This is a genomic window from Alistipes sp. dk3624, from assembly GCF_009557455.1.
GTDB lineage: Bacteria > Bacteroidota > Bacteroidia > Bacteroidales > Rikenellaceae > Alistipes_A > Alistipes_A hominis.
On sequence record NZ_CP045651.1, the window covers coordinates 2,819,985 to 2,833,155 of the forward strand.

Annotated in this window: 11 protein-coding genes; 5 read left to right on the forward strand and 6 right to left on the reverse strand. The window is 54.3% G+C overall.

What is annotated here, in order from left to right; translation table 11 throughout:
* Positions 1 to 211: 211 nt before the first annotated feature.
* From GFH31_RS11980 to GFH31_RS12000, 5 genes are all read right to left on the reverse strand, one after another.
* Positions 212 to 946, reverse strand: a complete 735-nt coding sequence (locus GFH31_RS11980; protein ID WP_055205546.1) for a hypothetical protein — start codon at positions 944 to 946, stop codon at positions 212 to 214.
* Between the two features lie 240 nt (positions 947 to 1,186).
* On the reverse strand, positions 1,187 to 2,764 hold the full coding sequence (locus tag GFH31_RS11985; RefSeq protein ID WP_118656954.1) for a peptide chain release factor 3: 1,578 nt from the start codon (positions 2,762 to 2,764) through the stop codon (positions 1,187 to 1,189).
* 19 nt (positions 2,765 to 2,783) lie between these two features.
* A complete protein-coding gene (locus GFH31_RS11990; protein ID WP_118656956.1) occupies positions 2,784 to 3,572 on the reverse strand; it encodes a ThuA domain-containing protein in 789 nt (262 codons plus the stop codon).
* Positions 3,572 to 5,149, reverse strand: a complete 1,578-nt coding sequence (nadB, locus tag GFH31_RS11995) for an L-aspartate oxidase (RefSeq protein WP_153497989.1) — start codon at positions 5,147 to 5,149, stop codon at positions 3,572 to 3,574. The genes GFH31_RS11990 and nadB overlap by 1 nt, the downstream gene beginning before the upstream one ends.
* Positions 5,146 to 5,823, reverse strand: a complete 678-nt coding sequence (locus tag GFH31_RS12000) for a glycoside hydrolase family 25 protein (RefSeq protein WP_101570963.1) — start codon at positions 5,821 to 5,823, stop codon at positions 5,146 to 5,148. Before GFH31_RS12000 ends, nadB begins: the two co-directional genes overlap by 4 nt.
* Positions 5,824 to 6,138: 315 nt before the next feature.
* Here GFH31_RS12000 and GFH31_RS12005 point away from each other — a divergent pair, with 315 nt between their 5' ends.
* The 3 genes from GFH31_RS12005 to GFH31_RS12015 all read left to right on the forward strand — a co-directional run bounded on the left by GFH31_RS12005 (position 6,139) and on the right by GFH31_RS12015 (position 10,842).
* Positions 6,139 to 8,310, forward strand: coding sequence for a TonB-dependent receptor plug domain-containing protein (locus GFH31_RS12005; RefSeq protein WP_228385766.1), 2,172 nt, complete (start codon positions 6,139 to 6,141; stop codon positions 8,308 to 8,310).
* Positions 8,311 to 8,422: 112 nt separating this feature from the next.
* Entirely contained in the window at positions 8,423 to 9,193 is a 771-nt protein-coding gene (locus GFH31_RS12010) for a potassium channel family protein (RefSeq protein ID WP_153497990.1), read from the forward strand.
* Between the two features lie 122 nt (positions 9,194 to 9,315).
* Positions 9,316 to 10,842 carry a hypothetical protein gene (locus GFH31_RS12015; RefSeq protein ID WP_147387408.1) on the forward strand — a complete coding sequence of 509 codons (1,527 nt, stop codon included), beginning with the start codon at positions 9,316 to 9,318 and terminating at the stop codon, positions 10,840 to 10,842.
* A 92-nt stretch (positions 10,843 to 10,934) separates the two neighbouring features.
* On the opposite strand, the gene GFH31_RS12020 is transcribed toward GFH31_RS12015, so the two are convergent.
* On the reverse strand, positions 10,935 to 11,585 hold the full coding sequence (locus GFH31_RS12020) for an HAD family hydrolase (RefSeq protein WP_055205552.1): 651 nt from the start codon (positions 11,583 to 11,585) through the stop codon (positions 10,935 to 10,937).
* A gap of 139 nt (positions 11,586 to 11,724) precedes the next feature.
* On the opposite strand from GFH31_RS12020, the gene GFH31_RS12025 reads away from it, so the two are divergent.
* A complete protein-coding gene (locus GFH31_RS12025) occupies positions 11,725 to 12,369 on the forward strand; it encodes a redox-sensing transcriptional repressor Rex (protein WP_055205553.1) in 645 nt (214 codons plus the stop codon).
* 14 nt (positions 12,370 to 12,383) lie between these two features.
* The gene (locus tag GFH31_RS12030) at positions 12,384 to 13,160 is read left to right on the forward strand and encodes a hypothetical protein (RefSeq protein ID WP_055205554.1); all 777 of its coding nucleotides are present in this window, start codon (positions 12,384 to 12,386) and stop codon (positions 13,158 to 13,160) included.
* The last annotated feature ends 11 nt before the right edge of the window (positions 13,161 to 13,171 follow it).

The window sequence follows — 13,171 nt, forward strand, 5'->3', positions numbered from 1 at the left end:
ATCGCGATTGCAAATAATACCATTCTGACAATCCACAAAATCGTTTTATTTTTAATGAGTCCATTACATATAAAACAAATCGATAAAAAAACAATTAGAAATACCCCATCCCATGCTTTAGACAGAATACTTTCAATCAACAGTAACACTGCAATTATTGTTATCGCAAGAACTGTCAGTAAATCTTTGTATACCATGATTTTTTTTGATATCATAATACCCAATCATCTAAATCTACAATGTCGCCAGGATTTTGACCGCTTTCACCGATCTTAATGACTCCGGCGACTTCTGATATGACTATTCCATTGGGATTATTTTCTGCTGCCTTCGCATATTCCCTTGCTTGCCAGTTTAATAAACAGCTTGTGACTGCGGCCGGTATAAAGCCGAATCCTCCTAATAAAGCACTAAGATCACCTCCCGTATTTAATATATCAGCCGCTTCTTTTAAATCAGCATTGGAAAAATAAGTTTTACTTCCCCACCAGAAAGATTGAACTCCGGTAATTCCACCTTCGGGAATCTCGGTATCTGTTTTTGTTAATGCAAAAGGTATCTGTTTGTCAGGATTGATGATCTGAAGACTTTTTGAGCCTGTCTGAATAACGGCAAATCCGGCAGATTGTGCTTTACGAATATTTTCGTTGCTGGATTTCATGCAGTTGGAGAAAAAATTGAATATTTCTTCCGACATGCCCGCTTCTTTTCCCGATTGAATGTCCATCGAAAACTGTCCGTTCGAAAGGCGGATGTGCTTGTCGATTCTTTTTTGCGCTTTTTGTAATATAACGGATTCGGCGTTGTTAAGCTGTGAGAAATTCACGTTACCGCTGAATTGGAGAAATTCGTCGGGTTGATAACTTTCGCTGTCTTTGGAGCATGCCCAAAATGTAATGACTGTAAATACGGCGCAAATGAATCCTAGTAATTTGATCTTTTTCATAATAGATAATTAGGTTGAAGTTTTTAATACACATTAATTTATAGCGATAGATATTGAGTATGCAACAATCGGTTACATCTTGAATTATGTGCTTTCATTCATCTCAAAGAATAATGTATTTTTTATTTCATAAGCAATAATATATAATATTCAGGAACTAAAATTAAAATAAATAATCCGGATAACAAAATTTTTTATTGTGATTTTGTTATCCGGATTATTATAAACTATCGGCGTATCTTAAAATTCGGATGTGAAGTGGAACCGGATGTCCGGAAATTTCTCCTGGGCCAGCGACAGCGCGTACGAAGTGTCTGCAAGGAAGACTTCGCGGCCGTGCTTGTCGAGCGCCATGCTGTTGAACTTCCGTTTGCGGAAATCCTCCATTTGCGCCTCGTTATCCGACTCGACCCAGCAGGCTTTGTACACCTGCACCGGTTCGTAGCGGCACAGCGCGCCGTATTCGTGTTCGAGCCGGTACTGAATCACTTCGAACTGCAACGCCCCGACCGTGCCGATGATCTTGCGGCCGTTCATCTTGCTGGTGAACAGTTGGGCCACGCCTTCGTCCATCAGTTGGTCGATCCCTTTGGCCAGTTGCTTGAATTTCATCGGGTCGCCGTTTTCGATGTAACGGAACAACTCCGGCGAGAAGCTCGGGATGCCGACGAACTGCAACTGTTCGCCTTCGGTAAACGTGTCGCCTATTTTGAAGTTGCCGGTGTCGTGCAGGCCGACGATATCGCCCGGGAAGGCTTCGTCGATCACCGATTTCTTTTCGGCCATAAATGCGGTCGGCGCGGCGAACTTGATGTTTTTGCCGGAGCGTACATGCAGGTACGGTTTATTGCGTTCGAAAACTCCCGAACAAATCTTCAGGAAGGCGATCCTGTCGCGGTGGTTCGGGTCCATGTTCGCATGGATTTTAAAGACGAATCCGGTCAGTTTGGGTTCGTACGGGTCGATGTCGCGTTGCGCCGTATGCGATTTCCCCGGCGACGGGGCGATGTCGATAAAACAGTCGAGCAACTCGCGGACGCCGAAATTGTTCAGCGCGCTGCCGAAGAAAACCGGCGCGACCGTTCCGGCCCGGTAACTGTCCAGTTCGAACGGCGGATAGACCCCTTCGACCAGTTCCAGGTCGTCGCGCAGATGCTGCGTGAACGGTTCGATGTACCTGTCGATAGCCGGATCGTTCAGTTTGACGTCGAGCGTTTCCCCTTCGGCCGACTGCTTGTCGGCGCCGAAGAATAGCGACAGCCGGTCGCCGTACAGGTCGTACACGCCTTTGAACGTCGGCCCGGTGCTAATCGGCCATGCTAGCGGACGCACCTTGATTTTCAGCTCTTTTTCGATCTCGTCGAGCAGGTCGAACGGATCTTTGCACGGCCGGTCGAGTTTGTTGATGAAAACCATTACGGGCGTATTGCGCATCCGGCACACTTCCATCAGCTTGCGGGTCTGCGTTTCGACGCCTTTGGCTCCGTCGATCACGATGATCACACTGTCGACGGCCGTCAGCGTGCGGTAGGTGTCTTCGGCGAAATCTTCGTGCCCCGGCGTATCCAGAATGTTGATTTTTACATCCTTATATTCGAAGCCCATGACCGATGTGGCGACCGAGATTCCTCGCTGTCGTTCGATCTCCATGAAGTCCGACGTGGCTCCCTTTTTGATTTTGTTCGATTTGACGGCCCCGGCCACGTGGATGGCCCCGCCGAAGAGCAGCAGTTTTTCGGTTAGCGTCGTTTTCCCTGCGTCCGGGTGGCTGATGATGGCGAATGTCCGCCTGCGTCGTATTTCCTGTTCTAATTCCATCGTTTCGTTCGTTACGGTGTTACGGTTGTTTTTCCGGAGCCGGCCCGGCGGCGACCCAGCGGAGTGCGCCGAGCACCTGCGCCCGGTATTGCGGGTCGTCGTAATTTTGGCTGTCGTGTCCCAGGGCGGTGTACCAACTGCGCCCGCCGTCGAACTGATTGCACCATACGGCCGGGATACTCGGCGTCAGCGCTTCCGGTTCGCGGCCGGCCCAGTCCACGCCGGCGGTTTCCCAGATGGCCAGGATCCGCGCTTCGGGGTTCAGCCGTTTGAATACGTACAGTTCGTCTTCGGTTTGTAGCGTATCGGGCAACTGTGCGGTCGAAGGATGGGATTGGTCGACCACTTTCAGCGTCAGTCGTTGCAGCGGCGGATGAAAGTCGAATCGTCCGCCGATCATCTGCGTGAACCATTCCCAGCCGCGTCCGGTACAGGCTGCCGCATGCAGGCCGACGAAACCGCCGCCGCGCCGGACGAACCGCTCGAAAGCGCCGCGCTGCGCCGTGTCCAGCAACGGTTCGACATAGCTCGCGTTCGCGTAGACGATCGCGTCGTATTTCGACAGCGAGTCGTCGCAGAAAACGGCTGTGTTCGACGTAGTATCGGCTGCAAAGCCGTTTTCGGCGGCCATCTCCTGCAGCATCCGCGCCGACGCCGCGATATTTTCATGTACATAGCCGTCGCCATGCCCGGTGAATACGAGCACGCTTTTGCCGCGCAGGTCGGCCGTCCGGTCGTCCTGCCGTTCGTTCGCGCACGAGCCGAGCAGCGCCAGCGCGCACAGTAGAAAGGCGGTTATTCTGAACATTATTCCATGTTTACGGGTTTGGCCGGATAGTCGATCGAGTAGTGCAGCCCGACGCTTTCGTGCATCGCCTCGGCTTGCTTGATGATCAGATAGCCCACGGCGATCATGTTGCGCAGTTCGCACAGGTGCTGACTGAGGGTCGATTTCAGGTACAACTCCTCGGTCTCTTTGAAAATGATTTCGAGGCGGCGTTTGGCCCGTTCGAGCCGCAGGTTCGAGCGCACGATGCCGACATAATTACTCATGATCAGCTGCATCTCCTTGTAATTCTGCGTAATCAGTGCCATCTCTTCCGGGATGGCCGTGCCTTCGTAGTCCCAGGCCGGAATATTGCGCTGCAACTCGATCGTATTCAGCAGCGAGATGGCGTGCTGCGCCGCTACGTCGGCATAGACGGCGGCTTCCATCAGCGAATTCGACGCCAGGCGGTTGCCGCCGTGCAGACCGGTCGAAGAGGTTTCGCCGAGCGCGTACAGGTGCCGGATCGACGACTCCCCGTTCAGGTTGACCTTCACGCCGCCGCAGCAGTAATGCGCCGCCGGCACGACCGGGATCATATCCTTGGTCAGGTCGATGCCGACCGACAGGCATTTCTGATAAATGTTCGGGAAGTGGTTGATGACCTCTTTCGGGTCTTTGTGCGTGATGTCGAGGTAAACGAATTCGTCGCCCGATATTTTCATTTCGTGGTCGATGCTGCGCGCCACAACGTCGCGCGGCGCGAGCGACCCCATCGGGTGGTATTTGTGCATGAACTCCTTGCCGTTTTGCAGCCTGAGCAGCGCGCCGAACCCGCGCATCGCCTCGCTGATCAGAAACGACGGCCGTTCGCCGGGGTTGTACAGCGAGGTCGGGTGGAACTGTAGGAACTGCATGTTTTCGACCGCTCCCTTCGCGCGGTGTACCATCGCGATGCCGTCGCCGGTCGCTACGGCCGGGTTGGTCGTCGTATGGTAAATATTGCCGACCCCGCCGGTGGCCATGACCGTTATTTTGGCCAGCACCGTATAGATTTCATGCTTTTTCAGATTCAGCACGTAAGCGCCGAAGCAGGTGATGTCCGGCGTGCTTTTTTTGACCAACTTGCCCAGGTGGTGCTGCGTCAGGATGTCGACCGCGAAATGATGCTCGTAGATTTCGATGTTGTGGTGGCGCTTGACGCGGCGCATCAGCGCGCGTTCGATCTCGTGGCCGGTGATGTCTTTGTGGTGCAGGATGCGGTGCTCGCTGTGCCCTCCTTCGCGGGCCAGTTCGTAGCGTCCCGAGCCGTCCTTGTCGAATTTCGCGCCCCAGTGGATCAGTTGTTTGATGACCGTCGGCGCATGCGTCACGACCTGTTCGACCGCCGCCCGGTCGCAAATGCCCGCGCCGCACACCAGCGTGTCGTGGATGTGTTTCTCGAACGTGTCGGGATCGTACATTACCGATGCGATGCCGCCCTGCGCGTAATCCGTGTTGCATTCGCCGAGCTCGCCTTTGGTGACGATCATTACCTTTCCGTATTCGGCGGCTTTCAGCGCGAAGCTGAGTCCGGCGATACCGCTGCCGACGACCAGAAAATCCGTTTCTATATTCATTGCAAAATCAGCTTTTGAAGTTCTTGTTCACTGCCTCGGAAGACGTTCCGGTCGACCTTGCGCCGTATGCCGGAAATCGTATGCGAATCGGTATGCTGCCAGATTTGCCAGTCCAGCTCGGGGCACCCGCGGTAATCGGCGATCCAAAGCGGGTAGTTTTTTGCCTTGAAGTCTCCGTGCAGGTATGTTTCGTAAAAATTCGTCGAGCAGTATATGATCGGATTGGTTCCGTAATAGCGTTTGATTTCGTTGCAAAAGGCTTTCGCCTCTCGGACCATTTTTTTCGGATCGGTCATGAAACGGTGCGGTTCGATGTCGAGCACCGGAAGGAAGTTCCCCTTTTGTAGTTTGGCCGTTTTAATAAAATTCCGCGCCTGCTCCTTGCCGGAGGTGCGGTGTCCGAAAAAATGATAGGCTCCCCACGGGATACCTGCCTTTTCGAGTTCTTTGCGGTGCTGTTCGTAGGTCGGATCGACGATCAGCGTTCCTTCGGTGGCCTTGATCAGTACGAAATAAGGTTTTTCGCTTTCGATGACTTTTTCCCAGTTGACATTTTGCTGGTGCCGCGAGACATCCAGTCCCCAGATTTCGAAATCGCTCGCGGTCTTTTCGCGGCAGGCCGGCGCGAGAAACAGCATACCCAGCAGGAAAATGTAATATCGAACGTTCGGCATAAAAGAATTTTCGGCGTTAAGCGCCTTGTTAAATATTGGCCGGATAGGGGCTCTGCGTATTCCGACGTTTGTTTCGACCTTGTCCGGGTGCGCAAAGTTACAAAACGGTTTTGTTTTTCTTTCATCGCGTATACCATTTTTCCATAAAATAGTTTTAGCTTTGCAAAAATTGAGAGCTCGGTAACCCAAATTTTGAGAGAGCAAATGAAGAGACGGATTTTATGCCTTGTCCTGTCTGTCGTAGCGGTATCCCGCGGATTTGCGGCGGAAACCGGAAAAGTTTCCGCATTGCCCCCCGACAGTTTATCCTACAATATGAATGAAGTGGTGGTGACGGCTACGCGCACGCCGCTGATGTTGAAAGACACCCCGATTATCACCCGGGTGATTACGGCCAAAGACATCCAGCGGCGCGGCGTGGCGACTTTGCAGCAGGCGCTCGAAGGGGAGCTTGCCGGCGTCGAGTTCCACCAGGCCGGTTACGGTTCGTCGCTGTCGTTCCAGGGGTTGGACGCGCGCTATGTGCTGTTCCTGGTCGATGGGGAGCGTATCGCCGGCGAAACTTACGGCAACATCGACTATGCGCGGATTCCGATGGACAACATCGCCCGGATCGAGATCGTCCGCGGCGCTTCTTCGGTGCTGTACGGTTCGAACGCGATGGGCGCCGTCGTAAACCTGATTACCCGGATGCCGGTACAAAAATACGAAATCAACGCCTCGCTGCGTTACGGCACGCCGTTCCAGCGAAACGGAGGCGACAGCCTGGCCGGCAGCGCTACGCCGCGCGACAGCCGATTTTACCGCGACAAGCTCGATCTGCCGAACCTGAAGGGCGATTTCTCGATCGGTTTCAACCTTGGGAAGTTCAAGTCGCTGACCGCTTTTTCGTACCGGTCGACCGATGCCTACCGGTTGGTGGGAACCAAAAACGAAGTGCGCCATTACGATTCGCTAAACATGATGACGCCGAAGATGATTCCGGTGCTCGGGCCGGAAGGCAACGTCGTCGGTATGCGTCCGCAGATGGATCCGGCGACCGGCATGCCGGTATTCGTCGTCGGACGGACGGTGCGCGATACGACGGTCAGCGTTGCGCCCGATAAGCGGGGACTGAGCGTCAGCGGGTGGCGCGACATCAATGTCAGCCAGCGTTTCGATTACGAACTGTCCGATAAGTTCAGGTTTCAGGTGACCGGAAGTTATTTCAGCAAGAACCGCTACGATTTCAACGGCAGCATCCTCGACGAGAACCCGATGTCGAACAATTCGAAACCGTGGACCTACGAGTCGTACAGCGGCTACAACGTGAAGGCTCAGATGGAGCACTCGCCGAACAGGAACAATAAGATTTACCTGTCGTTCATGCACGACGGCTATTACCGCAACCTGGACAGCCTTTCGTCGGCGACGGTTCCCAAGCAACGGCATTCGTACAACATCCCGCGTCTGCTGTGGACGTTTCAGGCCGGCGAGTACAACCGGCTGACGACCGGCGTCGAAATGGTCAATGAGCGGCTGCGTTTCGACTTGAATCGCGATTCGCTCGGTTTCGACGCGCCGGAAAGCATGACCTCCGGATCGCTGTACGTCCAGGACGAAATTCTCAACGGGCATGCGCTCAGTTTCGTAGCCGGCGTGCGGGGCAACTACAACAACCGTTTCGGATGGAGCGTCACGCCGAAGCTGTCGGCCAAATATACGGTCGGTCACTGTTCGCTCAGGGCGAATTACGCCAGCGGCTACCGGACTCCGTCGCTGAAGGAGATGTATATGGAATTTACGGTGCCGATCCCGGGGCAAACCACCGTGATCCGCGGAAACGACCGCCTGCGCCCCGAAACGAACCACTACGTCTCGCTGGCCGCCGAATACAACCGCGAGGGCGTCAATTTTTCGGCTACCGCTTATAAAAGCTTTTTCCGCAATAAGATCGACGTGCGCGGACATGCCGAAGGAGTGGAGACGATCTTACAGTACGAGAATATCAACCGCAGCCAGTTCGCCGGCGTGGAAGTGATGGCTAACGTGCGGTTGGCGCGCGGGTTGTTCGTCCGGGCCAATTATAACTATATCTACCAGACGGACGACGCTCCGGAGAGCTCCACCCAGTATATCTTCCCGAGTCCGCATACCGCGACGTTCCAGGCCGATTACGGTTTTATGATCCGCAAATGCTACATCGGACTGAATGCCGCCGTGCGTTACGTGGGAGCCAAGGATTACGAAGACTTTATGCCGGTGCTGGACATGACCGGCTCTTCGATGGCGAGTATGAAATATTGGACGGGAACCTATACGGCGCATCACGACGGATATGCGGTCTGCGACGCCGTCGTCAATGCTACGTTCCCGCAGCGGGTTACGCTGTCGGTCGGCGTGAACAATATGTTCAACCGCCAGCCGTCGATCGTCAATTTCAATTCCGATATCACGTCGCCCCGGAACATGTTCGTGCGGATCAGTTACGCGTTCGGACACGATTGATCGTGCCGCGCCCCTGCGGAGTGTCCGGCGAAAACCGCGCGATCTTCGGGGGCGGGGCAGTAAGGCATTTTTTTTGCGTGGGATTGAGTATTCAACCAATTACGCAATCGTTATGAATAATTCTGTTTCCGTTCCGTCCCGGACGGCGGGGGGCGATCCGGCCGCCTTTTCGAAACCTCCGGTCCGCGCCCGCATCGAGAAGGCGATCCGCAATCTGCTGAACGTGCTGGTGTTGTTGGGCAGCGTGCTGGTGATCGCTGCGCTGTCTTTCGAAGTTTTCCACGATTCGCAGCAGCTTTACTATAAGTCGTACATGAAAATACAGTTTTGGGTCTGTATCGTTTTTTTGATCGACTTTTTTTACCGGCTGTACCTGAGTCCGAAAAAGATGAGGTTCGTCTGGCGAAATTTCCTCTTCTTCCTGGTCGCGATTCCCTACCTGCATCTGGTTCCCTATTTCCAGATGAACCCGGCTTCGGAGATTTCCTACATTTTCCGGTTGATGCCCTTGGTGCGCGGCGGATACGGGTTGGCTATTACGGTGGGGTGGATCACGCGCAGCAAACTGACCAGCCTGCTGGTTTCCTACATTCTGATTATCCTGTCGCTGACCTATTTCGCCAGTCTCGTATTTTTCATGCTGGAGCATCCGGTCAATCCTGCCGTCACTTCCTACGGCGAGGCTCTGTGGTGGGCTTTTATGAACGTCACCACCGTCGGGTCGAATATCTTCGCGAGGACGGGTACCGGCGAGGTGCTTTCCGTCGTGCTGGCCGCGTCGGGCATGATGCTGTTCCCGATTTTTACGGTATACATTACGAGCCGTTTTCAGTCGCATAAGCAGCAAGGCGGGCAATCCGGTGCGGATGAAGCCGGTTCCTGAGGTTTCCGGCCGAACGACGTTTCGGCCGGGTCATAATTTACGTTTTCCGATGTCGGATTTCGGGTCATATGCAGTATCTTTGCCGATATAATCGTTGTTTCATGTTCAAATTAAAAAAACAGATGAAAAGGATATTGTATTGTGCGATGGCGGCCGCTCTGTTCGTGGGAACGGTCGGCTGTGCGGACGAAAAGGAAGGGACGGACGATCCGACGGTGGACAATGCGGTGGACCCGGATTTGTACGACGTCGATCCGCAGCCGGAAACGGATCAGGAAGAGGTCAAAATGAATACGACGCTCTATTTCTTTTCCGATGCGGATGCGGCGACGGATAGTTGTTCGCTGAAAGACAATTTCGTATCGCGTTTCGCTTCCGCTCAGAAATGGGACGGCGTTTCGATTCCGTCGCAGGGAGACTGCCTGCTTTTCAACGTGGATGAAGCGTCTTCCATCGTAGGGAACGCGGCGGGACTGGACGCCCTGAAAAAGATGCACGAAGCGGGGGTGCTGTTGGTTATGGAAGGAGGTTCCGAAAAGGATTTCGAACGGGTTTGCCGCATGGTGGAGAATTATAATCCGTATGCGGTCGGAGATGCGGAAGAGGAGCCTAACGGCGGGGAACTGCCCCTGTGGATATGGACCGGTCCGCTACCCGGAGCGGCGAGCCTTGCGATGCTGCTCGAACCGACCGATACGGACGGCGATTTTACCGACGATTTCAGTCAGGGGGAGTTGTGCGATATGGCGCTGACCGAAATTAAAGATGCGCTGGCTGCTGTAAACGGAACAGCCGGAATGTCGGTCGCGAACGGGACCAAAAGCGGGGACGAGCAGAAAGAACTGACCCAACTGATGAATGCGACCAAATTCTATATTTACAAATCCCAGAAGATCGAGTCGAGCGACTACCGGAGTTCGAAAAAAGGATCGCATACGAATAACTACCAGGTGGAGTTCGACGTGTGGTATGCATTCAGCGAAGACGAACAGCGTAATTACTATTATATCCACGAGGAGATTTCCTGCCCGTTTAAAAATACGTACGTGGGAGTTTATAGTAAAAGCGTCAGCGGAATCGCCAAGGTATGCGAATGGTTCGGCCGGCAGGTGGACGTTACGTTCGAGCCGGTGAGCAATGCGAACGATGTGAAGATTCACCGCAGTTCGCCCACTTCCACGCAGTCGAGCCAGTCCTATACGTCCGGATTCTCCTGGAACCTGGGCGGGAACGTCTCCTATAAATTCGGAGGTGAGAGTGCCGGGGCTACGGTCGGGCTGAGCGGAGGAATTTCCGTGTCCAACAGCCATACCTACACGGTAAACGACGTAACGATTGCCGATAACGGGGATAACGGTTCGGAATGCAAGGCTTCGTGGTCTTTTATCCTGAGCGGCGTGCGCACGACTTACGCCCCGTTCTCTACGGCCTGTGTCAATATGTACGAAGGCAGCCTGACGGGGAGGACCAAACTTCAGGCCGGTACGGACTTTATTATTTCGACGCCGGTGAAAAGCCGGACTCCGCAGTTCAAAGGCACCCTGTCCGTGCAGCTTAAATCGAGTTGCGGAAAGATGGGGACAACCTGCTGGGAACGGACGAGGAATGCCGATCATTCGGAAACTTTTACTTTGCCTGCCGTGAAATAAGATTCTGTTCCGCAGGTCCGAAAAAATGCGGGGAAGGTTATACGTTGCGTATAACCTTCCCCGCATTTCGATTCCGGAGCGGGGGCGCGCCGCTATTTTTTCAAATTCCGGATGTCTTCCGGTGTGATCTGCGTAAAGTCGTCGATCAGGATGTCGTAATCGGACAGGTCTTCGCGGCGGAAGGTCGAAGCGATGGCGACGACCGATTCTCCGGCGCTGCGGGCGGCCCGGATGCCTACCGGGGCGTCTTCGACCACGATGCATTCGCCGGGAGCGAGTTCCAGTTTTTTAGCTGCCAGCAGGTAGACCTCCGGATCGGGCTTGCCGCGGGTGATCATGTCGCCGTTGGCAATGGCGTCGAAGTATCCGGCGATTCCGCAACGGTCGAGCACGAAGTTGACGTTCGGCGTGTTGCCCGACGATCCTACGGCGGTTTTATACCCTTCTTTTTTCAGCGCTTTCAGGAAATCGACCAGTCCTTTGGCCGGAGCGATCGTGCGCTCGAAGATTTCGCGGTAGATGTTTTCCTTTTCGACGGCGATCTTTTTCCAGTCCGTCGTCTTGATTACCTCGGGCATCAGCCGTTCGAGGATCAGGTCGTTGGTCATGCCGAACGTAGGCATGAATTTTTCGCGGTCGAACGGAACCCCGTATTTCCTGCAAATGATTTCGAATGCCTCGATGTGTGCGTCGCGGTTGTCCACCAGAACGCCGTCCATGTCGAAAATTACTCCCTTGATCATAGCCTTCTTTGCTTATTGAATTTGCGGCAAAGATAATGTTTTTCCGGGTTTTGCCGGTTTCCCAGGACGGATTCCGGACTCCGGTTTGGGCATTGGCGGCGAAAAATGCTATCTTTGCGTATTCTTTATCCGCTGCCGCATGAGTGAAATTCCCGAAAAAACCATCGAGCGTCTGAGCGAATACCGCCGCACGCTGCTTGCTTGCCATAATCAGGGCATCACGCATATCTTTTCGCACGTACTTGCCGGTATTCATGGCATTACGGCCGTTCAGGTGCGGCGCGACCTGATGCTGATCGGCTTTTCGAGCGATACGAAAAAGGGTTACGACGTCGAGGTGCTGATCGATTTTATCAGCGGGATACTCGACAGTCCGAACGTTGTCAATATCGGGGTGCTCGGGATGGGGAATCTCGGACAGGCACTGACGAAATATTTCAACGGCCGCCGGTCGAAACTGCGGATCGTAGCGTCGTTCGACGTCGACGGGGATAAAGTGGGGCACGAGATCGACGGCATCCCGTGTTACGGCATGGAGAGTTTCGAAGAGCAGGTGCAGAAGTCCGACATCAAGATCGTGATCCTGTCGTCGCCGACGTCGATCGCGTCGGAACTGGTCGTGCCGATCATCAATGCCGGGATCAAGGGAGTGCTGAATTTCACTTCGATGCCGCTCAATTTCCCGCGCGGGATTTTTGTCGAAAATTACGATATCACGACCGTACTCGAAAAGGTCGCCTATTTTGTCAAGGAGGCCGAGGAAAGTACGGACGCTCAAAACTGAAAACGATCATCCGGATGCGTGTTTTTTACGGTTTCGAAAGGACGGACGCGATCCGTCGGCCGGTGGTGACGATCGGTTCTTACGACGGCGTGCACCGCGGTCACCGGACGATCCTCGCGCGGATCAATGCGCTGGCGGCCGAACGGGGCGGCGAAAGCGTGGTCGTTACGTTCCATCCGCATCCGCGTACGATCGTGGGCGGCGAACCGGTGATGTTGCTCAGTACGCTACCCGAAAAACTGAGTCTGCTGGAGTCTGTGGGAGTCGGCGCTACGGTCGTCGTGCCTTTCGACAAAGCGTTCAGCCGGCGCAGTCCGCGTGATTTCGTCTGCAACGACCTGGTCGGAAAACTGCATATGGATGCGTTGCTGGTCGGCTATAATCACCATCTGGGGCATAACAAGGAGGGCGACTACGATTCGCTTTCCGCATTGAGCGCCGAATGCGGTTTCGCGCTGGAACGGATGCCGTGTCAGCAGGTCGGCGAGAGCAAAGTCAGTTCGACGGCGATTCGCCGGATGATTCTTTCGGGCGATGTTTACCGTGCGGCGGATTATCTGGACGCTCCTTATTTTATCTGCGCCCGGCTTGAAGGGGACGGGGCGCTGTCCGGCGTGGAACCGGTCAAGCTGCTGCCTCCTGCGGGCGAGTATCCGGTGTTTTGCCGGCCGAAAGAGTTTTCGGAGGCCGGTTTTGCGGCCCGCCTGGCCGTTTCGGCCGACCGTCGGTTGCGTCTCGACCGGACTGACGGGGTGCCGGCTTCGGCTGCCGTAGCCATCGAATTCCGGTAAAAAGTTGGGTC

Excerpts from the sequence above, each read along its gene's own strand:
- GFH31_RS11980 (WP_055205546.1), bottom strand. The coding sequence starts at position 946 with ATGAAAAAGATCAAATTACTAGGATTCATTTGCGCCGTATTTACAGTC.
- GFH31_RS11985 (WP_118656954.1), bottom strand. The coding sequence starts at position 2,764 with ATGGAATTAGAACAGGAAATACGACGCAGGCGGACATTCGCCATCATC.
- GFH31_RS11990 (WP_118656956.1), bottom strand. The coding sequence starts at position 3,572 with ATGTTCAGAATAACCGCCTTTCTACTGTGCGCGCTGGCGCTGCTCGGC.
- nadB (WP_153497989.1), bottom strand. The coding sequence starts at position 5,149 with ATGAATATAGAAACGGATTTTCTGGTCGTCGGCAGCGGTATCGCCGGA.
- GFH31_RS12000 (WP_101570963.1), bottom strand. The coding sequence starts at position 5,823 with ATGCCGAACGTTCGATATTACATTTTCCTGCTGGGTATGCTGTTTCTC.
- GFH31_RS12005 (WP_228385766.1), top strand. The coding sequence starts at position 6,139 with ATGAATGAAGTGGTGGTGACGGCTACGCGCACGCCGCTGATGTTGAAA.
- GFH31_RS12010 (WP_153497990.1), top strand. The coding sequence starts at position 8,423 with ATGAATAATTCTGTTTCCGTTCCGTCCCGGACGGCGGGGGGCGATCCG.
- GFH31_RS12015 (WP_147387408.1), top strand. The coding sequence starts at position 9,316 with ATGAAAAGGATATTGTATTGTGCGATGGCGGCCGCTCTGTTCGTGGGA.
- GFH31_RS12020 (WP_055205552.1), bottom strand. The coding sequence starts at position 11,585 with ATGATCAAGGGAGTAATTTTCGACATGGACGGCGTTCTGGTGGACAAC.
- GFH31_RS12025 (WP_055205553.1), top strand. The coding sequence starts at position 11,725 with ATGAGTGAAATTCCCGAAAAAACCATCGAGCGTCTGAGCGAATACCGC.
- GFH31_RS12030 (WP_055205554.1), top strand. The coding sequence starts at position 12,384 with ATGCGTGTTTTTTACGGTTTCGAAAGGACGGACGCGATCCGTCGGCCG.